This window comes from Jeotgalicoccus sp. WY2 (assembly GCF_018437745.1).
Lineage (GTDB): Bacteria > Bacillota > Bacilli > Staphylococcales > Salinicoccaceae > Jeotgalicoccus > Jeotgalicoccus psychrophilus.
In genome coordinates this window covers 407049-430469 of record NZ_CP049818.1, presented here as the reverse complement: position 1 = coordinate 430469, position 23421 = coordinate 407049, and the positions used below count along the sequence as shown (strand labels likewise).

At 41.3% G+C, this 23421-nt stretch carries 24 protein-coding genes and 8 pseudogenes; 29 read left to right on the top strand and 3 right to left on the bottom strand.

Features of this window, described 5'->3' with window-relative positions; translation table 11 throughout:
* The first annotated feature begins 134 nt into the window (after window positions 1-134).
* The 6 genes and pseudogenes from G4D76_RS02460 to G4D76_RS02435 all read left to right on the top strand — a co-directional run bounded on the left by G4D76_RS02460 (window position 135) and on the right by G4D76_RS02435 (window position 3888).
* Complete coding sequence (locus tag G4D76_RS02460; protein ID WP_213810450.1) at window positions 135-905, top strand: CHAP domain-containing protein; 771 nt, start codon at window positions 135-137, stop codon at window positions 903-905.
* A pseudogene (locus G4D76_RS02455) lies at window positions 902-1531 on the top strand (LysM peptidoglycan-binding domain-containing protein); the annotation flags it as partial. The gene G4D76_RS02460 and the pseudogene G4D76_RS02455, both read left to right, overlap by 4 nt.
* A gap of 9 nt (window positions 1532-1540) precedes the next feature.
* Window positions 1541-1711: a LysM peptidoglycan-binding domain-containing protein gene (locus G4D76_RS02450; protein WP_256440552.1), complete on the top strand. Its 171-nt coding sequence runs from the start codon at window positions 1541-1543 to the stop codon at window positions 1709-1711.
* A 189-nt stretch (window positions 1712-1900) separates the two neighbouring features.
* On the top strand, window positions 1901-2182 hold the full coding sequence (locus G4D76_RS02445) for a hypothetical protein (RefSeq protein ID WP_213810448.1): 282 nt from the start codon (window positions 1901-1903) through the stop codon (window positions 2180-2182).
* Window positions 2183-2489: 307 nt separating this feature from the next.
* Window positions 2490-2957: a hypothetical protein gene (locus G4D76_RS02440; RefSeq protein ID WP_213810447.1), complete on the top strand. Its 468-nt coding sequence runs from the start codon at window positions 2490-2492 to the stop codon at window positions 2955-2957.
* Window positions 2958-2994: 37 nt separating this feature from the next.
* Window positions 2995-3888, top strand: coding sequence for a hypothetical protein (locus G4D76_RS02435; protein ID WP_213810446.1), 894 nt, complete (start codon window positions 2995-2997; stop codon window positions 3886-3888).
* Between the two features lie 298 nt (window positions 3889-4186).
* Here the strand turns inward: G4D76_RS02435 and G4D76_RS02430 are convergent, their stop codons facing one another.
* From G4D76_RS02430 to G4D76_RS02420, 3 genes and pseudogenes are all read right to left on the bottom strand, one after another.
* Window positions 4187-4531, bottom strand: a complete 345-nt coding sequence (locus tag G4D76_RS02430; protein ID WP_213810445.1) for a hypothetical protein — start codon at window positions 4529-4531, stop codon at window positions 4187-4189.
* Window positions 4532-4584: 53 nt separating this feature from the next.
* Window positions 4585-4752 carry a hypothetical protein gene (locus tag G4D76_RS02425; RefSeq protein WP_213810444.1) on the bottom strand — a complete coding sequence of 56 codons (168 nt, stop codon included), beginning with the start codon at window positions 4750-4752 and terminating at the stop codon, window positions 4585-4587.
* Between the two features lie 424 nt (window positions 4753-5176).
* Window positions 5177-5402: pseudogene (locus G4D76_RS02420) on the bottom strand (DUF2188 domain-containing protein).
* Window positions 5403-5719: 317 nt separating this feature from the next.
* Here G4D76_RS02420 and G4D76_RS02415 point away from each other — a divergent pair.
* From G4D76_RS02415 to G4D76_RS02335, 23 genes and pseudogenes are all read left to right on the top strand, one after another.
* Window positions 5720-6333: pseudogene (locus tag G4D76_RS02415) on the top strand (NUDIX domain-containing protein).
* Entirely contained in the window at window positions 6323-6931 is a 609-nt protein-coding gene (locus G4D76_RS02410) for a hypothetical protein (RefSeq protein WP_213810443.1), read from the top strand. Before G4D76_RS02415 ends, G4D76_RS02410 begins: the two are co-directional and overlap by 11 nt.
* A 17-nt stretch (window positions 6932-6948) precedes the next feature.
* Entirely contained in the window at window positions 6949-7263 is a 315-nt protein-coding gene (locus G4D76_RS02405) for a hypothetical protein (RefSeq protein WP_213810442.1), read from the top strand.
* Window positions 7264-7344: 81 nt separating this feature from the next.
* A pseudogene (gene tig, locus G4D76_RS02400) lies at window positions 7345-8633 on the top strand (trigger factor).
* A 132-nt stretch (window positions 8634-8765) separates the two neighbouring features.
* Entirely contained in the window at window positions 8766-10019 is a 1254-nt protein-coding gene (gene clpX, locus G4D76_RS02395; protein WP_213810440.1) for an ATP-dependent Clp protease ATP-binding subunit ClpX, read from the top strand.
* A 47-nt stretch (window positions 10020-10066) separates the two neighbouring features.
* Window positions 10067-10653 (top strand): annotated as a pseudogene (gene yihA / locus G4D76_RS02390) (ribosome biogenesis GTP-binding protein YihA/YsxC).
* 105 nt (window positions 10654-10758) lie between these two features.
* Window positions 10759-11331 carry a glutamyl-tRNA reductase gene (locus tag G4D76_RS14350; RefSeq protein WP_250130126.1) on the top strand — a complete coding sequence of 191 codons (573 nt, stop codon included), beginning with the start codon at window positions 10759-10761 and terminating at the stop codon, window positions 11329-11331.
* A gap of 51 nt (window positions 11332-11382) precedes the next feature.
* The gene (locus G4D76_RS16335) at window positions 11383-11469 is read left to right on the top strand and encodes a hypothetical protein (protein ID WP_305794287.1); all 87 of its coding nucleotides are present in this window, start codon (window positions 11383-11385) and stop codon (window positions 11467-11469) included.
* A 71-nt stretch (window positions 11470-11540) separates the two neighbouring features.
* Window positions 11541-12101 (top strand): glutamyl-tRNA reductase, encoded by a 561-nt coding sequence (locus tag G4D76_RS14340; RefSeq protein WP_256440523.1) that lies wholly within the window; start codon window positions 11541-11543, stop codon window positions 12099-12101.
* A gap of 15 nt (window positions 12102-12116) precedes the next feature.
* The gene (gene ccsA / locus G4D76_RS02380) at window positions 12117-12941 is read left to right on the top strand and encodes a cytochrome c biogenesis protein CcsA (protein ID WP_213810439.1); all 825 of its coding nucleotides are present in this window, start codon (window positions 12117-12119) and stop codon (window positions 12939-12941) included.
* A 14-nt stretch (window positions 12942-12955) separates the two neighbouring features.
* A pseudogene (gene hemC / locus G4D76_RS02375) lies at window positions 12956-13885 on the top strand (hydroxymethylbilane synthase).
* Entirely contained in the window at window positions 13872-14108 is a 237-nt protein-coding gene (locus tag G4D76_RS02370; protein WP_213810438.1) for a hypothetical protein, read from the top strand. The pseudogene hemC and the gene G4D76_RS02370 overlap by 14 nt, the downstream one beginning before the upstream one ends.
* Window positions 14105-14572 (top strand): uroporphyrinogen-III synthase, encoded by a 468-nt coding sequence (locus G4D76_RS02365; protein WP_213810437.1) that lies wholly within the window; start codon window positions 14105-14107, stop codon window positions 14570-14572. The genes G4D76_RS02370 and G4D76_RS02365 overlap by 4 nt, the downstream gene beginning before the upstream one ends.
* Window positions 14562-15540 (top strand): annotated as a pseudogene (gene hemB, locus G4D76_RS02360) (porphobilinogen synthase). Before G4D76_RS02365 ends, hemB begins: the two are co-directional and overlap by 11 nt.
* A 1-nt stretch (window position 15541) precedes the next feature.
* A complete protein-coding gene (gene hemL / locus G4D76_RS02355) occupies window positions 15542-16828 on the top strand; it encodes a glutamate-1-semialdehyde 2,1-aminomutase (protein ID WP_213810436.1) in 1287 nt (428 codons plus the stop codon).
* 73 nt (window positions 16829-16901) lie between these two features.
* Window positions 16902-17264: a hypothetical protein gene (locus G4D76_RS02350; RefSeq protein ID WP_250130125.1), complete on the top strand. Its 363-nt coding sequence runs from the start codon at window positions 16902-16904 to the stop codon at window positions 17262-17264.
* Complete coding sequence (locus G4D76_RS14335; RefSeq protein WP_250130124.1) at window positions 17249-17398, top strand: c-type cytochrome; 150 nt, start codon at window positions 17249-17251, stop codon at window positions 17396-17398. The genes G4D76_RS02350 and G4D76_RS14335 overlap by 16 nt, the downstream gene beginning before the upstream one ends.
* 78 nt (window positions 17399-17476) lie before the next feature.
* Window positions 17477-17728 (top strand): hypothetical protein, encoded by a 252-nt coding sequence (locus G4D76_RS14330; protein ID WP_250130123.1) that lies wholly within the window; start codon window positions 17477-17479, stop codon window positions 17726-17728.
* Entirely contained in the window at window positions 17725-18795 is a 1071-nt protein-coding gene (locus G4D76_RS02345) for a DHA2 family efflux MFS transporter permease subunit (protein ID WP_250130122.1), read from the top strand. Before G4D76_RS14330 ends, G4D76_RS02345 begins: the two co-directional genes overlap by 4 nt.
* The gene (locus tag G4D76_RS14325) at window positions 18750-18911 is read left to right on the top strand and encodes a hypothetical protein (protein WP_250130121.1); all 162 of its coding nucleotides are present in this window, start codon (window positions 18750-18752) and stop codon (window positions 18909-18911) included. The genes G4D76_RS02345 and G4D76_RS14325 overlap by 46 nt, the downstream gene beginning before the upstream one ends.
* A 493-nt stretch (window positions 18912-19404) precedes the next feature.
* Window positions 19405-19653: an AbrB family transcriptional regulator gene (locus G4D76_RS14320; protein ID WP_250130120.1), complete on the top strand. Its 249-nt coding sequence runs from the start codon at window positions 19405-19407 to the stop codon at window positions 19651-19653.
* 10 nt (window positions 19654-19663) lie between these two features.
* The gene (locus G4D76_RS02340) at window positions 19664-20464 is read left to right on the top strand and encodes an AbrB family transcriptional regulator (RefSeq protein ID WP_250130119.1); all 801 of its coding nucleotides are present in this window, start codon (window positions 19664-19666) and stop codon (window positions 20462-20464) included.
* A 326-nt stretch (window positions 20465-20790) separates the two neighbouring features.
* A pseudogene (locus G4D76_RS02335) lies at window positions 20791-23418 on the top strand (valine--tRNA ligase).
* The last annotated feature ends 3 nt before the right edge of the window (window positions 23419-23421 follow it).

Sequence of the window (23421 nt, the reverse complement as noted above, 5' to 3'; positions counted from 1 at the left end):
TCAGCGGTTTAGCCGCTAGCGGATTATACGATGTCGCAAGCAAGACGACAGATGGAATAAAAGAGAGTGTATAAGCAACTATCCGGAATTACCGGAGGGTTGTTTTTTTATGCGGAAAATGAGGAGTGAAATGAATGAAAACATATAAACAAATGCATGACAGATTGAAGTGGTATGTTGGAAGATATATTGATTTCGACGGCGCTTATCAAGCACAGTGCATGGATTTAACTGTGGACTTTATTTGGTGGGCGACTGATGGCAAGTACCGAATGTGGGGGATCGCGATTGATGCAGTAAACGATAGAGTTAACAACTACGGTAAATTTGCAACGATTCACAAGAACACTAAGAACTTTCTTCCACAGGTTGGGGATATCGCGGTGTGGACGAAACCAACTGCACATGAAGTATATGGTCATATCGGTATTGTTTACGGAAATATTAATTTAAGTACATGTACGATGCTAGACCAAAACTGGGACGGAGACCCATCAAGACCTGCTAAGTTACGTACCGATGATTACAGAGGTGTGACTCACTTCATCCGTATTAACTTTGAAGAGGAGCCAATTCCTTCACCGCCTGTACCAAATGATAAGAATGCAGTTATCGTAGATATTTCAGAATATCAAGCGCCATCAGCGATTAATTATGATAAGTTTGCTAAGCAAGTGGACCACGTTATTATTCGGACTATGGATGCTGATTACGAAGATAAAGTGTATAAAACGCACCACAAAGAGTTGCAGGCTCGATGCATTCCGACAGATGCTTATGCTTTTGTAAGAGAGCAGAACGATCAACACATGATTAATGAAGCGAAGATGTTCTATGATAGAACGAAAAATATAAACCGACATTCTAGTGGCTTGATGTCGAAGCCGTTACACATCCGAATATGAGATATGGAGTATCTGTTTGTATCAACGAATTACGCCGCCTGGGAGCGAAGAAGGTCGGACTGTACATCGCACATCATTTATACAAACAGTTGAATCTAGACACATCAGAAGCTGATGCAGTGTGGATTCCACAATACGGTTCAGGAAGTGCTACAGTTGACAGTAAGCCTGACTTCTACGCTGATATTCATCAGTACACCGAACACGGCAGCTTACCAGGTTACAGCGGTAATCTTGATTTAAACCGTTTGCTCGGCGATAAACCGCTCGAATACTTCACAGACGGACAGGCAAGTAAGATTAAACTTGCAGCACTGAAAGAGTCAACAAGCAATGCGACTACTAGCGTTGAAACGTACAAAGTTAAATCAAGTGACACATTAAGTGGCATTGCACTTAAATTTGGTACAACTGTTGCCAACTTAGCTAATCTGAATGGTATTACGAATCCGGACAGAGTCAGTGTCGGACAGTTGTTGTATGTGAAAGGAACTGCAAAAACGAAAACTTACACGGTTAAAGCCGGCGATACTTTATCTGGCATTGCAGCACTATAAGGCACAACGACAAAAGCATTGCAGAATTTAAACGGTATTACCAATGAAAGCTTAATTTATGCAGGGCAGAAACTCATCGTGAATGGAACTGCTAAGAAGTCCACAACGAAGTACCATACAGTTAAATCCGGCGACACTGTAAGTGGACTGGCTGCACGTTACGGATCAACGCAGAAGCAGATTGTTAACTGGAATAAGTTAGCCAATGCTAATATGATTTATGTAGGTCAGAAATTAAAAGTTAAATAAGACATATCACTAAGCATTCAAGAAAATAAATAATTGCATAAATACATATTTACTTGCAAGCCTATTTATGATTTAACAAACCCCTCAATCGGAATCATTGCCGAAAGAGGGGTTAAAATTTGATTGTGTATTACTATTGACAAATAGAGTATACTGATATTTATAAGACGCTTTATTCGGGGGGATTTAATGTACTGTAAGATATTTAAAAAATCTAATGAGATATTTTTGATGGACTATATCCCTGAGCAGATTAGTTACTCCGATTTTATTAAAAGTTATATAAAAGAACAGTATATGCAAGTAATAATTACGAGTGCAAAGATGGTCAATATTTTACAAACTGTTCATGAGTCTAAAGGGTTAATTAAATATATTAAATTAAGTAGTGATATATATGATGATGGTAAAGAACAAATTGAAATAGATAATAGAGTAAATCAAATTAATAAAGAGATGAAAAAGATATAATAATGGATATTTCAAATGCTCTTTATCATAGTGATGAAGACTCCATTGACATACACAGCATTAAATGTAAATTTAATAATATTTACTTCACCGTTTTAGCTAATGGAATTATACTATATGAGAACTCAGAAGATAAAATAGTTATAAAAAAGGTTTTAGAGCCTTCGATATTATGATGAATAGAACAATAAACGAACTCAAAAATTACTCTAGTATTATATATCCTTTTTTTGCAGGACTCTTAATACTAACTTTACATTTCAAATTTGATTTCTCCTTTGTGAAATTATTGTTTGGAAGTCTTAGTATGGAGGTGGGGTTAACTCTCGATATCACTCTAATTCTTCCAACAATGGTTTATATTGCTAATATTTTTTCCGCTCTAATATTAGATCTATGTTATAAAGAGGTATATATTGACATCAGTAGTGAATCTATACACTCAGAAGAAATTATATTAGAAGATCCAACAGACGAAAAAGCAACTTTTCAAAATATTTATTTCGAAGTTAAAGTAAATAAAAGGTTTAAAAAAGATAAAGTTTTAATTTTGAATAAACCCGAATGGATTCATTATCAAGTTGAAGGGAATTCTCAAATCATCGATTATGATAAAGAGATAAATGCATATGTCATTCATCTTAATAAGATAAAGACTCCTATAGATAGTCATTTTTTCGGGGAAAATATTAAAGGTATAGTAGCTAGTAACTATACAGGGAAAAATATAAATCAATTATTGTTTGAAAAAAGAGAAAAGGATTTTATAAGTTAAATGTGGAATCAATAACATTTATGCAAGGGGGAATTCGATGAGAAGTTCATATAGTTTCTCAAAATATACAGACAATGAATTAAAAGTATTCGATAATATTATTCAAAAATTAGATAACAAGTGTAAGAATGAAACAAGAGTCGAACCACATTTCACAGAAGAATCTTTGAGATATACCTTTGAGTCTATGAGTGGAATAAAAAATTACAGTATGAACGAATCAAGTTATCGTTATAAAGTTTATCATTTATATAAAGAAGATATTAATGTAGGTTTTGAAAAAGATCCTAATCGAGAAGTAAGAATAAGTATTACTGATTTATATATATTTGTTTTAACAAATGAAAGTATTACCCAATTCATTATAAATAAAAGTAGTAATGATGCAACAGGCAAAACGCTCTTAAGAAATCTTTTAGACTATGAGGGAAGAAACGAACTAGAATTAAATAATATTAATCTCTTATTAGATAAAGATTTTTATTTATGGCTATTTCATACTGTACTAAATCGAAGAGATAGTGAAGATGATATTATTATAGAGAGTATTGAAGGGTACCGGGGTGGAAACTCTAATTCTTTAGCCCATGTTACTGGTATAGGAAGCGAAGTCTTAAATTTACTAAGCACTCTTACTTTTATTTTCGAATCAGAAAGAATTAATAGAGTTAAGGTTATAACTAAACATATGTCACATAAATTCTCGATAGACTTATACCAAAATGGAAATTTAAAAATATCATTTTCTGAGTATGAAGGTAGTCATGATGAATTAGAAACATTTGAATCTATGGCTAATATTATTTTTGATGTGATGTTAATAGTCCTACCTAAATTAAGCTCTATTTATAATAACGATGATTGGGATTTGGATCAGTTTAAAAATATAGGCAAAGATGTCATAGAAAAAATCCAACAAAAAATAAGTTAGTATATAAAAAATAATACACTTCAAACGACATTATTCTAGTTTGATTCTTTAAATACTGTATATTTAATACTATTATAAAAATTTGCACCTTAGTATTAAGAGGCTTTTTCGGACTTTACATATAGAATGTACGTTCGATATAATTACCCTAAGAGGTGATTCCATGAACACAAATATTCTCTTCATGGCTGCGAAACCTACTTAATATTTTTTATCGCCCTTCGTCTTAAAGTAACGGAGGGTATTTCTTATACAAAATAACCGCCCAACTACTGATGTAGAAAGGCGGTGTTTTTGTTTATTCAGGTGTAACAGTGTAAATAGATTTTTCACCGCTGAATGACATCATTGGTGCAAATTCTAATTCAATTTCTGAAGGCTCGCCAACTAATGCATAAGCGACTGAACCTGATGAACTTCTGCCGTCAGATACTACATCTAAGACAATATCACCCACAGGGTACTCTTCTGCTTTAGATCCGTCAGCGTAGACACTCATATCAAATGTTGGTGAGTAGTCTTCGCCTGTATTATTTGTGAATGACACATCTAAAATTACAACGCTGTCAGCTTCGATTTCAGCGAATTCGTTTCTTTCGTCAGTGTAGTAAGCAGCATCTAAAGTGAATTCCACACCGTCCATTTCAACGGTATCTCCCACTGAAAGGTTTTCATCTACTGTTTCAGTTTCTTCTTCTACAACTTCTTCAGTATCTTCAGTTTCTGCTGATTCCGTTTCAGCTTCTTCTCTGCAGGTTCTGCAGCTGTGCTTGTGTCCGTCTCTTCTGTCGGTTCTTCCATTTCCCCGCATGCAGCGAGTAATAAAGCTGTAGACAATGCAGTACCTAATAGCAATTTTCTCATATGTAAAGACCCCCTAAATATTTTGAATTCTAATTAAATATAACAATACTTACATATATAGGCAATCTACTTTTACCAAAGTTGGAAATATTTTATTTCTACTATATAATAGTCGATAATAAATTATGTAATGGATAAATATCAATAGAGTCTAACATTTAGGTATTTCTAAAATCTATAAAATCTTGCTCGCTGTCAAAAGAATACGGGAAAAGGAACAGAACTAAAATTGTTGAAGATAAATTATTGTCAACCAACGCTTATAACCTTTGATATTAAGCGTTTTGAAACTCCCGCCTGGGACGTTTGCTCAGCAGGAAATATGCACCATTTGTTAATAAGTAAGCTTTATTACCGATCAGGAACAAAGCTTACTTATTAATCCATTCTATTTACTTTTAATATATATCAGGCTGTTAATCGTTTATCCTTTCGGCGGATATGGATTGTTACCGTAACTATCTTTATCTCTGATTTTTCCATCATGACCATGAATTACATTTTCAGAACGGTTTTTACGCGCTATATCACGCCCTGCATCTATGCTTTTTCTGTGTGTCATGAATACTGGTTGCTCGTTTGTTACCTTCTTTTTTTACATTCCATTTACCATCGCTTCCAGGAATTATATGAACATTTTTCTTTTTCATTTTATCGGCCCTTTCAACAGTTATATTATTTATTATTATATCAAATATATCAATTGAAGATAGAATTTTCAGATTATTCAAGTCGCATAAAACTTATCAGCTTTACACGTTTTAAACTGGTTGTCATTATCCGTCACCCCTTGAAAACCCCCTTAATATTGTGTAAACTTCCATGAGTAAATAATTATCTTGAAATTTGAAAGCTCAAATATCATTTAATTGAAAAGAACGACGGCGAATATTAATTAAAACTGATTTCCAGAAACTTTTTTAATTATTAAATATAGAGAAATTTTCAGCCTGCGAGGAGATTATGCATGAGTAAATTTGATGAACAGATTTTAGTTGTAAATCGCGATACATTATTTAATGGGGAACAGAATGCGTTCAACGGTTTTATTTCCAAAGATGATAATCGCTATAGAGAGATTGTGAATTCGTTCGGCGGTTTCGAAGTGAAGCGCCGCGGGGATATGGAAGAGGATCCGGGCTACAAGCAGCTGATCAGCTACTGCATCATTACGCATGACGACGAGACGCTTGTTTATAAACGTCTGGAAGGCGGCGGGGAGGCGCGTCTGCACGGCTTATTATCAATCGGTGTCGGCGGTCATATGAACGATGTTGAGTCTGAAGCGGATATCGCCGGCAAGCTGCGTGTAAATGCTGCGCGTGAGCTTGAGGAGGAAGTCGGTCTGAAAGAGGATGATGTGAAGAATATCGAAATCCACGGTCTGATTAACGACGATGATAACGAAGTGGGCAAGGTCCATATCGGTCTCGTTCTTAAAATCGATGTTGAAAAAGATAAAGTAATCAACAACGAAACGGACACGATTGCGCTTGAGTGGGTTAAAACGATATCTTAGAAACGATGTCGCCTTACGAATCGTGGAGTGAGTTAATTATCAGAGATGCTTATGGACAATAAGGTTACGACGCACGACAGATTTATTAAGAAGTTCGAACGCGATCTTAAAGCACATTACGATGCCGGGGATGACATGCATTTCTTAAAAACGTTTAACAAGTATATGGATTTATCGGAACCGTCCGAATTGGCTGAAGAGATGCTGTATGAAACATTGCTCCGGGCCAAGCGCCCAGGTGAGCTCGTCGACTATTCGCTCGAGCAAATGAACAACGGCGACGGGGATTACGAAACGCACATGGTCTACATGCTGCAGGCGTTATCTGATATGGGCAACTACGAAGAGGTGCTGGAGTTTTCCGGCCATCTGCTGGAAGAACCGATACCGCAAGGTTTCCGTGTGGATATTTTGTCTTTAAGACAAAATGCATCGAACAAGCTGAGAGGAATGCTCGCTGCGTCAGAGCCCGTTATCTCTAAAGAAGACTTTGACAAATTCAATCTGTTTCAGCAGCTTGAGTTCGTCGAGAAGATTACGGAAAGTCATGACATCACGTACATGGATTTTATTATAGAAGCTTTCGGTAAAGCAGAGCGCAATGAATTACAGACCGCTATGCTATTATATTGCGAAGCGTACGTTCTAATGGTACGCTAACCATTGAGAAATGCGGCGTGAAGATGACGGTGAAGCCGTCTGAACTCACGAGTCTGGAAGATTACTTTATCGCCCGGGATGTCCTGCCGAAAGTACTTGATGAAGTTGAACAGTTCAACCCGTCATTTACCGAAGCGACAACCGAGCTCATAATGGGCCATGCGATATATATGTATCCGGTGCAGCCTGATTTTACGAGTGATGCCGTGGTTAAAGCATACAGTGAGCGTATTGAAGAAATGCTCGGTATGGAACCATCGTACGAAGCGGATCCAAATGTGAAACGCTGGCTCAGTGAAATCGAGAACGATATTGCGAAGAACTCGCTGTAAATCAATCATTTGAATCAATATTTGTATGTGTTATAATATACAGGTTAATTGAAAAATCGACTTAATGGAGGAAAATGTATTATGTCTCAAACATGGGAAAAACAAGAAGGTAACCAAGGAATTTTAACAATTACAATTCCAAGTGAAGAACTAAACACTGCTTTGGATGAAGCATTTAAAAAAGTATCTAAGGACATTGACATGCCTGGATTCAGAAAAGGTAAAGTACCGCGTCAAATGTTCGAAAAACGTTTTGGTGTAGAATCTCTTTACCAGGATGCATTAGACATTCTTTTACCTGTACATTACGGGAAAGCTGTAGACGAAGCTGGTATTACACCGGTTGCTCAGCCTGACGTAGATGTTGAACAGATTGAAAAAGGCAAAGAAGTTATTCTTAAAGCAACTGTTACAGTTGAACCTGAAGTTAAACTAGGCGAATACAAAAACCTTGAAGGTGAAGAAGTCGACACAGAAGTGACTGACGAAGAAGTTAATCACCAAATCGACCACATTCTTACTGAGTATTCTGATTTAGTAGTTAAAGAAGAAGGTACAGTTGAAGAAGGCGATATCGCGACAATCGATTTCCACGGATTCGTTGACGGAGAAGCTTTCGAAGGCGGACACGCTCACGACTACGAAATCGAAATTGGCTCTAACTCATTCATCCCTGGCTTTGAAGAGCAAATGGTAGGCATGGAAATCGGCGAAGAGAAAGACGTTAACGTTACTTTCCCTGAAGAGTACCACGCTGAAGAGTTAGCTGGTAAAGAAGCAGTATTCCAAGTTAAAGTGAACTCACTTAAACAAAAAGAAACGCCGGAATTAACTGATGAGTTTGTAGCTGAGCTTGAAAACCGTGAAGCTAAAACTGTAGACGAACTTAAAGCTGAACTTCAAGAAGAAGTTAAAGCTAAAAAAGAAAGCGACTACGAAGTTACATTAAAAGAAAGCTTAGTAGCTAAAGCTGCCGACAACGCTGACATTGATGTACCGGATGCAATGGTTGATACTGAAACTGACCGTATGCTTCAGGAATTCGAACAGAACTTATCACAGCAGGGCTTAACTCTTGAACTTTACACACAGCTGTCAGGTCAAGACGAAAACGCTCTTCGTGAACAAATGAAAGAAGATGCACTTAAACGCGTTCGTACGAACTTAACGTTAAGACAAATTGCAGAAGAAGAAAATATCGAAGTAACTGAAGCAGATACAGACGCTGAACTTAGCCGTCTGGCTGAGCAGTTCGGTATGCCTTTAGAAGATGTTAAGAACGCTCTTGGCGGCGCTGACATGCTTAAAGAAGATGTTAAAATACAAAAGCTTTAAACGTATTAGTAGACAACCGTAAAAAAGCTGAATAATCTATAAATTGAACCACATACATGAAAAGCTCTGCACCTAAAGTGTAGAGCTTTTCATCAATATGCAGCTCAATTGATTTAAGGTAGATTTTCTAGTATATTTATTAGAAGTATATAATGAGGTGTATATAAATGTTTAAATTTAATGAAGATGATACAGATTTAACCTGCTCATTCTGTGGTAAAGATCAGGAACAGGTTAAGAAACTTATCGCCGGCAGCGGTGTATACATTTGTAACGAATGTATCGAACTATGCTATGAAATTATAGAAGAAGAACTTAAGATGGATCACACTGCAGTTTTCGATTATATTCCGAAACCGCAGGAAATTTTAGAATCACTCGATGAGTATGTTATCGGCCAGCTGAACGCTAAACGCGCACTCAGCGTAGCTGTATACAACCACTACAAGCGTATTAACAACATGGGCGAAGATGAAGTTGAAATTGCTAAAAGTAATATCGCTTTAATCGGTCCTACAGGAAGCGGTAAAACACTGCTTGCACAAACATTAGCTCGTTCACTGAACGTGCCGTTTGCGATTGCTGATGCGACGAGTCTGACTGAAGCAGGTTACGTGGGTGACGACGTTGAGAATATTCTCCGTTTAATCCAGGCAGCTGACTTCGATGTTGAACGTGCTGAACAGGGCATTATTTACGTTGATGAAATCGATAAAATCGCACGTAAGAGCGAAAACACATCGATTACCAGAGACGTATCCGGTGAAGGCGTACAGCAGGCACTGCTTAAAATCTTAGAAGGCACAACTGCAAGCGTTCCTCCGCAAGGCGGACGCAAGCATCCGAACCAGGAGTCTATCCAGATCGATACGACGAACATCCTGTTTATTCTCGGCGGTGCATTCGACGGTATGGAAGACATCATTAAACGCCGTCTAGGCGATAAAGTGATTGGTTTCGGCGGTGCAGGTGAAGACTTTACGGATAAAGACGCGCTTATGGCGAAAGTACGTCCGGACGACCTTCAGAGCTACGGTCTGATTCCAGAATTTATCGGCCGTGTGCCGATCATCAGCTACTTAGAGGAGCTTGATGTTGACGCCTTGAAATCAATTTTAACTGAGCCGAAAAACGCGCTCGTTAAACAATATACGAGAATGATGTTAATCGACGACGTTGAACTTGAGTTTGAAGAAGACGCACTTGACGCAATCGCAGAACTTGCTATCGCACGTAAGACAGGTGCCCGCGGACTGCGTTCAATCATTGAAGAGCGCATGGTGGACATTATGTTCAAAGTGCCTTCAAACGACGACATTAAGAAAGTCGTTATTACCCGTGAAACGATTATCGATGAAAAAGATCCGCTGATTTTTGATGCGGACGGCAAAGAAATTACAGAAGATAAAAAAAGTGCATAAAATAAAGGCTGTCATTGCGACAGCCTTTTTTAAAGGAAGTGACCAGCATGAAAATTAATCCAAGTAACGTAGATATTATTACTTCTGCAGTGAGTCCGGAACATTACCCGGAGACCGGTTTAAAAGAAATCGCATTGAGCGGGCGTTCAAACGTCGGTAAATCATCATTTATTAACGCTATGTGCGGCCGTAAAGGCGTCGCGCGTACTTCATCAAAACCGGGGAAAACAATTACCCTGAATTTCTACAACGCAGATAAGAAGTTTGTCTTTGTCGATGTGCCGGGCTACGGCTACGCAAAACAGTCGAAATCTGAACGCGAGAAGTGGGGCGGCATGATCGAAGGATTTTAAAAGACCGTCAAACACTGACTTGTGTTGTACAGTTAGTCGACCTGCGTCATCCGCCGACAGCAGATGATATTTCGATGTACGATTTCTTGAAATATTACGAACTGCCGGTAATTATCGTTGCAACGAAGGCTGACAAAATTGCCCGCGGTAAAGTTCAAAAGCACATCAGTGTTATAAAAAGAGAGCTGGAAATGGAACCTGAAGACCAGATTTTCCCATTTTCTTCCTTAGACAAGCGAAATCTGCCTGAAATTATGACAGCTTTACAAAAGTTTGTCTAGAATGCTTGATATATACCTAATTTATAATTAGTATAAATAGGGAATAGATAAAGTGGTCCAACTGAGCACCTTTATTTGTGAGTTAAGTTTTGAGGGGGCATTATAGTGCATATTATTGCATTAAGTCTAAATTATAAAAAAACCGGCGTTGAAGAACGCGAACAGGTGACATTCCAGGACGAAGAAGTCGTTGAAGCACTGCATAAATTACGCGAACAAAAAAGCATACTTGAAGCGACATTGCTGTCGACGTGCAACCGCACAGAATTGTATGTAGTGAGTGATCAGGAACATACGGGGGCGTATTATTCCAGAAAATTCCTCGCTGACTGGTTCGACGTTGAATACGAAAAAATTAAAGATATGACAGATATGAAAGTAGCTGACGAAGCTGTTTCTCATCTGTTTAAAGTGACTGCCGGACTAGATTCGATGGTGCTGGGTGAAACGCAGATTCTCGGCCAGATCAGAGATGCGTTTTTAACTGCGCAGGAAGAACATACGACAGGGACAATCTTTAACAAGCTGTTTAAAGAAGCGATTACTGTCGCTAAACGCGGCCATAGTGAAACTGCTATTTCGAAGAACGCAGATCGATTTCATATGCAGCGGGTAGAGCTTGCAAAACGCATTTTGCCAATGTTAAGAAAAGCCGTGTGTCGTTATCGGTGCAGGTGAAATGGCTGAAGAGTCACTCTTAAACTTAACGTCAAACGGTATCGAAGAGTAGTGGTCTTAAACCGTTCGGTTGAAAAAGCAGAAGAGCTGGCAGCACGCTTTAACGGCCGTGCAGCAAATCTGCACGCTTTAGGTTGAATTAAAAGAGCTGAATCGTAATTTTCAAGCACATCGTCACGGTATTTGTCATAAAAAAGATATGAATCGACATGGTGAATAAAACACGCGGCGGTTCACCGCTTATTTTAATCGATATCGCAATGCCGAGAGACATTGATCCTGAAATTGATTCAAGCGGCAACGTCTATATGTACAATGTGGATGATTTGCAGGGCTTAGTTGACTCTAACCTCGCTTCACGCGAACAGGAAGCCGAGAAAATCAAAGCGATGATCGACGGCACGACTGCGGAATTTGAAGATTGGCTCCGCGTTCAAGGTGTCGTGCCTGTTATTCAGGCGATGCGTACGAAGTCTTTAAACATTCACGACGAAACACTGGATTCACTGGAGCGTAAACTGCCGGATATGACAGAACGCGACGACCGCACGGTAATCTCAAAACACATGAAGAGTATTATTAATCAAATGCTGCGCGATCCGATTATCTTTACGAAAGAAATCGCCGGCGACAAAAAACGCGATGAGAAACTCGAAGATATTATGGCAATGTTCCATATTGAAGAAGAGGTTGAACTGGCACGCGAAGATTCAAGTTCGAAACAAAGAGAGAAGCTCAGAGCACGTAAAGAACAGCTTAACCTTAATTAGCAAGGTGGATATCTTATGGATATGATGTTCCGCATTCAAGAAATTATATTACTGCTTTACTTTATCAGCCTTTCTGCACTGTCATATGATTTGTTTTTAAGAAATCGACAAGTCAGAAAGGTTTCTCTGTATGTACTGACCCCGGCGGTAATACTGCACTTTCTGTCTGTTGTGCAGCTCGGAATCCAGCTTGGCAGAATTCCAATATTAACGCTTGCTGAAAGTATATTCAGCTTAAGCCTGGTATTTATACTGCTCGGGCTTATACATTTTATGAAGACGAAATCGGAATTTATACTACTGTTTTACTTAATTATTACGATAGTTTTAATGACGTTCTATACATTTTCATCGCTGAACTTCAGTTCAACGGCGCTGACGCTTGAAATTGTGAACGAGCTCTTAATCGTCCATGTAGGCAGTGCACTGGCAGCCTATGTTATGTTCTTTATCGGCATGCTGAATGCCGTTATATACTTAGTTCAGCGCCGCAACTTAAAGCAGAAAAAATTCAACAGAAGTTTCTTTTCGCTTTTCAGCATCGGCACCGCCGAAAAAGTAATGCTCAGGCTGACCTTTATCGGTGTGATTTTAATGAGTATAAGTATTATAATAGGAATCGTCTGGGGACTTCAGATCATCGGTCCAAGTGTCGTCTATGATCCGAAAGTCATCGGCACTGTATGTGTTATTATTATGTACAGCATTATTTTAACAATGGTTAAATTTAAAGGTGATACGGCGAAATTTGCAGTGTACAGCATCGCAATTTTTGTCTTTGTCATGCTGAATTATTTAATTCTTTCAGAATTATCGAGTTTTCATTTTTGGTCACTTTAAGGAGAGTATAAATCATGAGAAAAATTATCGTTGGTTCACGCAGAAGCGGACTTGCCTTAACGCAGTCGAAACAGTTCATTAAGAAACTGCAGGCACAGTTCCCGGATGCTGAAATTGAAATAAAAGAAATCGTCACTAAAGGTGACCGCATCGTCGACGTACAGTTATCTAAAGTCGGCGGCAAGGGATTATTTGTTAAAGAAATTGAAGAAGCACTTAAAAATAAAGAAATCGACATGGCGATTCACAGCTTAAAAGAGACCGAGCGAACTGCCTGAAGGCTTCACAATTGCATGTGTGCCTGAACGTGAAGATATGCGCGACGCCTTTTTATCGAATAATAAAGTATTATTTAAAGACCTGCCGGCTGGCAGCATCGTCGGCACGTCAAGTCTCCGCCGCGGTGCACAGCTGTTAGCAATGCGCGATGATATTACTGTGAACTGGGTCAGAGGCAACATCGATACTCGCATTAAGAAAATGGAGTCGGGCGAATACGACGCTATTTTACTAGCAGCTGCAGGACTTAAACGTATGGGCTGGAGCGACAACGTTGTCACTGAATACTTCGACCCTGAAGAGTTTATTCCGGCAATTGCACAAGGGGCTTTAGGCATCGAAGTGCGTGAAGATGACGCTGAATTAATAGAAATGCTGCAAACTGTCCACTCGGACCATGACGCAACGTGCACGACTGCTGAGCGTACGTTCTTAAAACGTATGGACGGAAGCTGCCAGGTGCCAATCGGCGGTTATGCAACGCTTGAGGACGGCGAATTGTACTTAACAGGATTAATTATGTCCGAAGACGGCAATGAACGGTTTGTTGTAAAGAAATCACATCAGGATCCGGTTCAGCTGGGTAACCTTGTTGCTGATGAAATGCAGAAAATCGGTGCGAAGATATTATCGACATGATTAATGAGAATAATGCCGAGCAGTAAACCGGTTGTTTACGTGACACAGTCAACATTTGAAGAGGGGGAGGACGAGGCCTTAAATCTCGTCCATGCACCGCTCATTACGACTGAACGTCTGCCTTTTGACGAGACAGTTTTAAAGACACACTATACGTGGCTCGTCATGACGAGTAAAAACAAGAGTGTGAAGCATTTCTGCCGCTTTTTAAACATGTCAAAACGGATAAAATCTCAAGCATCGGCGTGAAAACGACCGAAGCATTGAACAGTTACGGCATCGATGTGGACTTTGAGCCGTCGACCTATACGCAGGAAGGGTTTATCGAAGAATTCTCGATTAAGCCCGGCGATAAAATACTGTATCCGGCGAGCACGAAAAAACGTCCGCTGATGCGGGACTATATGCGTGAATCGGGGGCAATCGTTACAGAAATTGAATTGTATTACCCGAAAGTTCACGAAGGTTCGATTGAACAGATCAGAAAAAACATAAATCATATCGATTATTTAACGTTATCATCACCGTCTGCAGTCGACAGTTTAATGGGCCATTTTAAAGCTGATGAACTGAAGAACATTCATTTAATCGCGATTGGTCACGTGACTGAAGCGAGATTAAATGAATACGGCCTGACTGCATCAAAACCGGAGCATGAAACACTCGGACATATGATTGATTTTATAAAGGAGAGTATTCATAATGAACTTTGACAGACATCGCCGTTTAAGACAAAGCGGCTTTATGCGCGACATGGTACGCGAAACAAAACTATCAAAAGATGATTTAATCTATCCGATTTTCGTCGTTGAAAAACCGGACGTCAAACAGGAAGTATCATCGATGAAAGGTGTATATCAGATTTCATTGAACCTGCTTAAAGAAGAGCTGGATGAAGTCGTTTCACTTGGCATTAAGAGTGTTATTTTCTTCGGCATTCCGAATGAAAAAGATCCTGAAGGTACAGGGGCTTACCACGATCACGGTATCGTACAGGAAGCGTGCCGCCTGTCGAAAGAACATTATCCTGAACTGCTCGTTATTTTAGACACGTGCCTGTGTGAATATACAGATCACGGCCACTGCGGCTTAATTGATCCTGTAACGAAAGACGTCGACAATGATGCATCACTGCCATTGCTCGTACAGACTGCAGTATCACAAGCTAAAGCCGGTGCTGATATTAGCACCAAGCAATATGATGGATGGTTTCGTTACTGAAATCCGCCAGGGGCTGGACGCTGCGGGCTACTCGCATATTCCAATTATGAGCTACGGCATTAAGTATTCGTCTAAATTCTATGGTCCGTTCAGAGATGCCGCGGAATCAACACCATCATTCGGCGACCGCCGCACGTATCAGATGGATCCGGCGAACCGTCTGGAGGCACTCCGTGAACTAGACAGCGATATACTTGAAGGTGCGGATATGATGATCGTTAAACCGGCCTTGTCATACCTCGATATTATTCGCGATGTGCGCAATAACTCAAATCTGCCGATTGTTGCTTACAACGTGAGCGGCGAGTATGCAATGACGCGTAACGCAATTGATCAGGGTCTTTTAGATGAAGAAGTCATTGCTGAACAGATGATTTCAATGAAGCGCGCAGGCGCAGATATGATTATTACTTATTTCGCGAAAGAACTTGCGAAAAAAATTAATAAGGGAGAAATTTAAGATGTATAACAAGTCAAAAGAATTATATGCTGAAGCAGTTAAAGTAATGCCCGGCGGTGTGAACTCTCCGGCACGTGCCTTTAAATCGGTCGGCGACCACCCGTTATTTATCGACCACGCTAAGGGTGCGCGTCTTTACGATGTTGACGGCAATTCATATATCGACTATTCATTAAGTTTCGGCCCTTTAATTTTAGGCCATGCAGACGATAAAGTCGTAAAAAGCGTGCAGGATGCCGCAGTTAAAGGCACATCTTTCGGTGCGCCGACAGAGCTTGAAACGACAATGGCTGAACTTGTTATGGAACGCGTGCCATCTATCGAGATGATTCGTATGGTATCGTCAGGTACTGAAGCAACGCTTGCAGTATTACGTCTAGCGCGCGGCTATACAGGCAGAGAAAAAATACTTAAATTTGAAGGCTGCTACCACGGCCACAGTGACTCGTTATTAATTAAAGCAGGTTCCGGTGTTGCAACGCTTGGACTGCCGGACTCACCGGGAGTACCTGAAGGCACTGCGAAAAATACAATTACTGTGCCTTATAATGATGAAGAAAGTCTTAAAGAAGCATTCGATAAATTCGGCGATGATATCGCAGCAGTTATTATGGAGCCTGTAGCAGGCAACATGGGTGTCGTACCGCCGGTTGAAGGCTACCTTCAGTTCGTGCGCGATATTACAGAACAAAACAACACACTGTTAATCTTCGATGAAGTGATGACAGGATTCCGTGTCGGCTACAACTCAGCGCAGGGACACTTCGGTATTACACCAGACTTAACTTGTCTCGGTAAAGTAATCGGCGGCGGACTGCCGGTCGGCGCTTACGGCGGCAAGAAAGAAATTATGGAACGTATCGCACCAGCAGGCGACATTTATCAGGCTGGCACACTGTCAGGAAACCCGCTGGCAATGAGCGCAGGACTTGCGACCTTAAGCCAGTTAACTGGAGACAGCTACAAATACTTCGGCAAGCTGGCAGATCAGCTTGAAGCGGGACTGACAGAAGTATTTGCCAAACATAATATTCCTCTTACAATTAACCGTGCAGGCTCGATGATCGGTTTCTTCTTAACGGAAGGACCTGTGACTGATTTCGACAGTGCGAACAAGAGTGATTTAAACTTATTCAGAGCAATGTACCAGGCCTTATTAGCAGAAGGTATTTACCTTCCTCCATCACAATTCGAAGGTATGTTCTTATCAACTAAACATACTGAAGAAGATATAGAAACGACTATTACTGCGTTTGATAATGCATTAAGTAAAGTTACGGCTAAATAATTTAAATTTTGTACTTCATGCGGGATAGAATATGTGTATAATAGTAGTATTAGTATAAATGGGGGTAGACATAATGAGTGATAAGAAAAAACGTTCACGCGGCGTAAAAGTCGATGGCCAGCCTCGTGTCATCGAGAAAAATCCAAATAACAGCACAAAAGGTACGGTGCATCTTTACTGGGTGATACCGGTTATAGTCGTTTTCCTAATTGTTCCTTTACTTATTTTTCACTTAGGCAGCGGTGGCGGAAGCGACACAGCTGAAGAAGAATCTGCAACAGAAGAAACAGCGGATTCAGGAGAAGAGTCAGGCGCATCTGAAGAGGCGGCGAAGAAACTGCATCTAGCGGAGACGTTGATGCTGAAGGAATCGCCCGCGATAACTGTGCGTCATGTCACGGACAGGACTTCTCAGGAGCTATGGGTCCAGCTTTAGCAGGAACTAGTCTTTCAGAAGACGACTTTACATCAATCGTTCGCGATGGTCAGGGATCTATGCCTGCATTTAGTGCAGACCAGGTTGCTGACGAAGAACTGACAGCAATGTACCAGTTCTTCAGTGAACAATAATATTTGAGATAAAAAGACAAACTCGTATTGTATGAGTTTGTCTTTTTCTATATATACAGAGGTTGGGAGACGGAGTATATGAACAAGACAGGGGAAAAAGGGAATTTAAACGGCAGAAATCTGGTCATTGCGATTTTAATTATAGGTGCGTTTATTTCGATTTTAAATCAGACGCTGCTGGTCACGGCCGTACCGGTCATTATGAAAGATTTGGACATTCCGTTCAGCACAGCGCAGTGGCTGACGACCGGTTTCTTTTTAGTGAACGGAATAATGATTCCGATATCTGCATTTTTAATTATAAATTTACAACGCGGAAACTCTATATGACCGCGATGATTTTATTTACAATTGGAACGATTGTCGCAGCACTGTCGACAGTGTTTCCAATGCTGCTCGCCGGGCGCATACTGCAGGCATCAGGGGCAGGTATTATGATGCCCTTATCACAAGTCATTCTACTGCAGATGTTCACAGTCGAAAACCGGGGCAAGGCGATGGGACTGTTCGGACTGATTATCGGCTTTGCGCCGGCCATCGGACCGACACTGTCAGGCTACATAGTTGAATTCTGGCCCTGGCGAACGCTGTTCATTATCATTACACCGCTTGCAGCATTGAATATAGTGTTTGCATTCTTCTATATGCGGAACGTCACTGAACAGACGAATCCGAAAGTGGATATCCTCTCAATCGTGATGTCGACACTTGGCTTCGGCGGACTGTTATACGGTTTCTCAGTCGCAGGCGTCAGCGGCTGGCTGAGCGTTGAAGTCATTCTGCCAATCTTTGCCGGACTATTTATAGTCGGTCTGTTCGTCAGAAGACAATTTAAACTGACGCAGCCGATATTGGAAATACGTGTCTTAAAAAATCCGTATTTCCTCATGGCGTCACTGATCGGGATTATCGTCTTTGTGTCGATGGTCAGTGCGAACAATATCGTTCCTGTCTTAATGCAGGACATGCTCGGCTTTACCGCATTCCAGTCAGGACTGTCACTCTTACCGGGTGCCCTGGTCATGGGTGTCATCTCACTCATCGCCGGCTGGCTCTTTGACCGCTACGGCATCCGGCTGCTGACATTTACAAGTCTAATCTTAATATTAGTCACGTCGGTGCTGATGTCGTTCTTAAGTACAGAAACAACATTTACCTATATTACAATCGTTTATACGGTGCGCCTTGCAGGTGTCGGACTGTCGATGATGGCGCTGACAACCTACGCGATGAACGCGCTCGATAACCATATGATCTCCCACGGCACATCGCTGAACAATACGATGCGCCAAATCGGCGGCTCGCTTTTCACGGCACTATTTATTACAATCATGACGGCGTCGCGTTTAATGTGTCCGGCGGAAATCCGACAACTGCGGATGAAATCGCAGGGGTAAACGCCACATTCATCACATCCGCAGTGCTGGCGTTAATCGGTTTAATATTTGCATTCTTTTTAAAAGAACAGGAAAGAGTTGTGAGTGATAAAGAGGCTCCTGAGGAGATGGAATGACAGCGGCGTTTTCCTGTTGTGAACCGAAGTTAATAACAACGAGTATTAACGAAAATTAAGGGTATTTGAAAGTATTGATATGTGATTCATCTAGTTAAAGTCCGACGGGGAAGCGGTGTCGTAGTCGAAGCGGTGTTAAAGTACGACGGTCAAACACCGTCGTATTCGAAATGATGTTAAAGTATGACGGGGAAACGGTGTCGTATTCGAAGCGGTGTTAAAGTACGACGGTCAAACGCCGTCGTATTCGAAGTAGTGTTAAACTACGACGAGAAAACGCCGTCGTACTCGAAGCGATGTTAAAGTCCGACAGTCAACCGCCGTCGTCCTCCAACAACCGGCCAGCACTCAAAATCAACACAAATCACTCTAAACAACACCAAATCACGCCGCAGCACAGTTTTCTGAATAAAGTGTAAAATGCACCTTGCTTTATTTCAGTCTCAATATAAGTTATTATTATAGATGACAAACGAATAGATAAGGTGATGTTATGAAAGTTCTTCGTTTACTACTGCTTGTGGCCGCTGCGGCTCTTATTTCTTACGGACTGTCTTCACTCGGCATGATTTTACCGTGGCTGTTTGGTTCGATGATTGCAACCATTCTTTATATCCGGCTCGTCAAACGCGAGTTATATTTCCCGCGCTGGCTCGGTGATCTCGGTGTAATCATTATGGCGATCGAAATCGGCTCCACATTGACTCTCGACGCACTCTTAGACATGCGCGCTGATATTTAATATTTTTCTTATGACGATTCTCGTTCTTTTACTTAGTCTCGCATTATCGAGACTCTTCATTTATTTAACCGGCAGTACACCGGAGACTGCGGTGCTTGCTTCCGTGCCTGGTGCCTTGTCTCAAATGCTGATTATGGCCGAAGAGGAGAAGCGCGCTGATATTCTGCTCGTCACGCTTACTCAGATGTCGCGGATTATACTCATCGTACTGATCGTGCCGTTCGTTTCAGGCTTCTTCAAGCCGGCATCAGAAGCGAACGCACTGCCAATCGAAGTCGATTATATTTCGACGATTTTCACACCACAAATGCTCATTATTCCGCTCGCTGCACTCGTGCTTATTTACCTTCTCAACAAGATAAAATTCCCGGCGAGTTTAATGCTCGGCCCAATCATCGTCTTAATTATATGGAACTTAACAACGGGCATTGAGTTTTCGCTGGATCTCGCATTTATTAACGTCGCTCAGATTCTGTTTGGTATTCGTATCGGACTGCAGATTGCCTCTCTGATGACACAGCTGAACAAGCGGCTTATATTCTCGATATTACTTCAGAATTTAATTCTGATTTTCGGCACCATGTTCATTGTCTTTGTCTTCCAGCTGTTTACAACGCATCAGTTTAATGACTTGTTCTTAAGTGCCGCACCAGGCGGGCTTGGACAGATTATCGTGATTGCGATTGAAACCGGCGGCAACATCGCGATGATTTCCAGTTACCACATCTTCAGAATCTTCTTTATCATTATCGTCGTCGTCCCGATCGTCGGCTACTATTTAAAATATCTGAACAAAAAACGCGCCAAATAGTCTGTCACTTCAATCTTGACAGTTATTTAAAAGTCGCATAATATTAACTTATATAAATAAGAGACGTAGAAGAGTAGCTGTATGCAGGCGATAATCAGAGAGTAAACGATTGGTGAAAAGTTTACCGGTGCATGCTGTGAACGTAGTCTGATAAGTTTTGTGTGAACGCCGGCCAACCAGCCGACCAGTAATCCAAAACGTGCGGTGAGCGTTAATCACCAAGTTGAGATGCAGGCTTAAAGCCTGAATTTAGGTGGCACCGCGGAACTCCCGTCCTATTCATGGACTGGAGTTTTTTTGTTTTTAAAATTATGAGGAGTGATCATATGGAAATGCCGAAAAAGTATAATCCGGCTGAAGTTGAAAAAGGTAAGTATGAGAAGTGGATTGAACAGGGACTATTTAAATCAGATGTAAACAGTGATAAAGAACCATTCTCCATCGTCATTCCGCCGCCGAACGTTACGGGTAAACTTCACCTTGGGCATGCATGGGATACGACGCTGCAGGACATCATCACGCGCATGAAGCGTATGCAGGGATACGATGTACTGTATTTACCGGGCATGGACCACGCGGGTATCGCAACGCAGGCTAAAGTGGATGCGCGTCTCCGTGAAGAGGGCATTAAAGCGTCGGACATCGGCCGCGAGAAGTTTTTAGAGCACGCATGGAACTGGAAAGAGGAATATGCGTCTCATATCCGTGAGCAGTGGGAGAAACTTGGCTTAGGTCTCGATTACGATAAAGAGCGCTTTACCCTTGATGCAGGACTGTCGAAAGCAGTACGCAAAGTATTTGTTGATATGTACAACAAGGATTTAATTTACCGCGGTGAATATATTATTAACTGGGATCCACAGACACAGACAGCTCTAAGTGATATTGAAGTGATTCACAAGGATATTGAAGGCAAATTCTATCACGTGAAATATCCGTTAACGGACGGTTCAGGTTTCTTAGAAATCGCAACGACGCGTCCCGAGACAATGCTCGGTGATACTGCGGTTGTTGTGCACCCGGATGACGAACGCTATAAAGATTTTATAGGCAAAACTGTCACGCTGCCAATCGTCGGCCGTGAACTGCCGATTATTGCGGATTCTTACGTGGAACAGGAATTCGGTTCAGGTGCAATGAAAGTGACACCGGCACACGACCCGAATGACTTTGAAATTGGTAACCGTCACGATCTTGAGCGTATTAATGTCATGCACCCGAACGGTGTCATTAATGAGCTTGGCGCCCAGTATGAGGGTATGGACCGTTTCGACTGCCGCAAGCAGCTGGTTAAAGACCTTGAAGAAGCAGGTTATATGATTAAAATCGAAGCACATATGCATTCTGTCGGACATTCTGAACGCTCTAATGCAATCGTTGAACCGTACTTATCAACACAGTGGTTCGTCAGCATGAAGCCTTTAGCTGAGAAAAGTCTTCAAAACCAGGAAACGGATAACCGCGTAGATTTCGTACCAAACCGTTTTGAGCATACGTTTAACGGCTGGATGGATAACATCCGCGACTGGGTAATTTCACGTCAGCTATGGTGGGGCCATCAGATTCCTGCATGGTACCACAATGAAACAGGGGAATTATATGTCGGTGAAGAAGCGCCTGCAGACAGTGAAAACTGGACACAGGACGAAGATGTTCTGGATACGTGGTTCTCAAGTGCCTTATGGCCGTTTTCGACAATGGGCTGGCCGGACGAAACACCGGATCTTGCCAAGTACTTCCCGACGAATGTACTCGTAACAGGTTACGATATTATCTTCTTCTGGGTGGCACGCATGATCTTCTCATCTCTTGAGCAGACTGGTGAGAAGCCGTTTGACGATGTGCTGCTGCACGGCCTTGTACGCGATGAGCAGAACCGTAAAATGTCGAAATCACTCGGCAACGGTGTCGACCCGATGGATGTTATTGAGAAATACGGCGCAGATGCGCTCCGCTACTTCTTATCGACAGGTTCAACACCAGGCCAGGATCTCCGCTATTCAGACGAAAAAGTGGAAAGCGTCTGGAACTTTATCAACAAAATCTGGAACGCTTCACGTTTTGCGCTCATGAACATCGGTGAAGACTTTACGCTGGAAGATATTGATTTAACGGGCGATAAATCACTCGCTGACAAATGGATTCTGACACGCTTAAACGAGACAATCGCTGACGTGACTCGCTTATCTGAAGACTACGAGTTCGGTGAAGTCGGGCGTTCATTATATAACTTTATCTGGGATGATTTCTGTGACTGGTATATTGAAATGGCGAAAGTGCCGATGACAGATGGTACAGATGAAGAGAAACAGATGACACGTTCAGTGTGCTTTATACGCTGGATAAAATTCTGAAAATGCTTCACCCGTTCATGCCGTTTGTAACGGATGAAATTTATCAGACGATCAACAAGAAAACGTCAATCGTCGTAAGCGAATGGCCGACAGTTGACGAATCGTTAAACTTTGACGATGCTTCAGCTGACATGGAACTCTTAGTAAATATTATTAAATCGGTTAGAACGACGCGTAACGAAGTCAATACGCCTTTATCTAAACCAATTGATATTAAACTTGAAGTAAAGATGAAGCGAGACGTGCTGCGGTAGAACGCAACAACCACTATATCGAACGTTTTACTAATCCTGAACATTTAACAATCGCTGCAGCAATAGAAAAAGGCGATGACGATAAGACAGATGTGGTTAAAGGCGCGACAGTAATACTGCCGCTTGCCGGACTCATCAACAAAGAAGAAGAATTGCCCGTCTTGAAAAAGAACTCAGCCGCCTGTCAGGTGAATTAAAACGCGTTGAAGGTAAATTAAACAACGACAAGTTCGTCAGCAATGCACCGGATAAAATTGTTGAAGAAGAACGTCAAAAACAAGCAGGTTACGAAGCGCAGTATAAAGAAGTAGAAGCGCGTATCGTAAGCTTGAGGGATGTGAAGTAATAA

Coding starts and splice junctions, on each gene's coding strand:
- clpX (WP_213810440.1), top strand. CDS start 8,766: ATGTTTAAATTTAATGAAGATGATACAGATTTAACCTGCTCATTCTGT.
- G4D76_RS02340 (WP_250130119.1), top strand. CDS start 19,664: ATGACGATTCTCGTTCTTTTACTTAGTCTCGCATTATCGAGACTCTTC.
- G4D76_RS14335 (WP_250130124.1), top strand. CDS start 17,249: ATGGGTCCAGCTTTAGCAGGAACTAGTCTTTCAGAAGACGACTTTACA.
- G4D76_RS02445 (WP_213810448.1), top strand. CDS start 1,901: ATGTACTGTAAGATATTTAAAAAATCTAATGAGATATTTTTGATGGAC.
- G4D76_RS02440 (WP_213810447.1), top strand. CDS start 2,490: ATGGAGGTGGGGTTAACTCTCGATATCACTCTAATTCTTCCAACAATG.
- G4D76_RS14340 (WP_256440523.1), top strand. CDS start 11,541: ATGGTGAATAAAACACGCGGCGGTTCACCGCTTATTTTAATCGATATC.
- G4D76_RS02350 (WP_250130125.1), top strand. CDS start 16,902: ATGAGTGATAAGAAAAAACGTTCACGCGGCGTAAAAGTCGATGGCCAG.
- G4D76_RS14330 (WP_250130123.1), top strand. CDS start 17,477: ATGAACAAGACAGGGGAAAAAGGGAATTTAAACGGCAGAAATCTGGTC.
- G4D76_RS02410 (WP_213810443.1), top strand. CDS start 6,323: ATGGACAATAAGGTTACGACGCACGACAGATTTATTAAGAAGTTCGAA.
- G4D76_RS02345 (WP_250130122.1), top strand. CDS start 17,725: ATGACCGCGATGATTTTATTTACAATTGGAACGATTGTCGCAGCACTG.
- G4D76_RS02435 (WP_213810446.1), top strand. CDS start 2,995: ATGAGAAGTTCATATAGTTTCTCAAAATATACAGACAATGAATTAAAA.
- G4D76_RS02430 (WP_213810445.1), bottom strand. CDS start 4,531: ATGGACGGTGTGGAATTCACTTTAGATGCTGCTTACTACACTGACGAA.
- G4D76_RS02370 (WP_213810438.1), top strand. CDS start 13,872: ATGCCGAGCAGTAAACCGGTTGTTTACGTGACACAGTCAACATTTGAA.
- ccsA (WP_213810439.1), top strand. CDS start 12,117: ATGGATATGATGTTCCGCATTCAAGAAATTATATTACTGCTTTACTTT.
- G4D76_RS02425 (WP_213810444.1), bottom strand. CDS start 4,752: ATGAGAAAATTGCTATTAGGTACTGCATTGTCTACAGCTTTATTACTC.
- G4D76_RS14320 (WP_250130120.1), top strand. CDS start 19,405: ATGAAAGTTCTTCGTTTACTACTGCTTGTGGCCGCTGCGGCTCTTATT.
- G4D76_RS02460 (WP_213810450.1), top strand. CDS start 135: ATGAAAACATATAAACAAATGCATGACAGATTGAAGTGGTATGTTGGA.
- hemL (WP_213810436.1), top strand. CDS start 15,542: ATGTATAACAAGTCAAAAGAATTATATGCTGAAGCAGTTAAAGTAATG.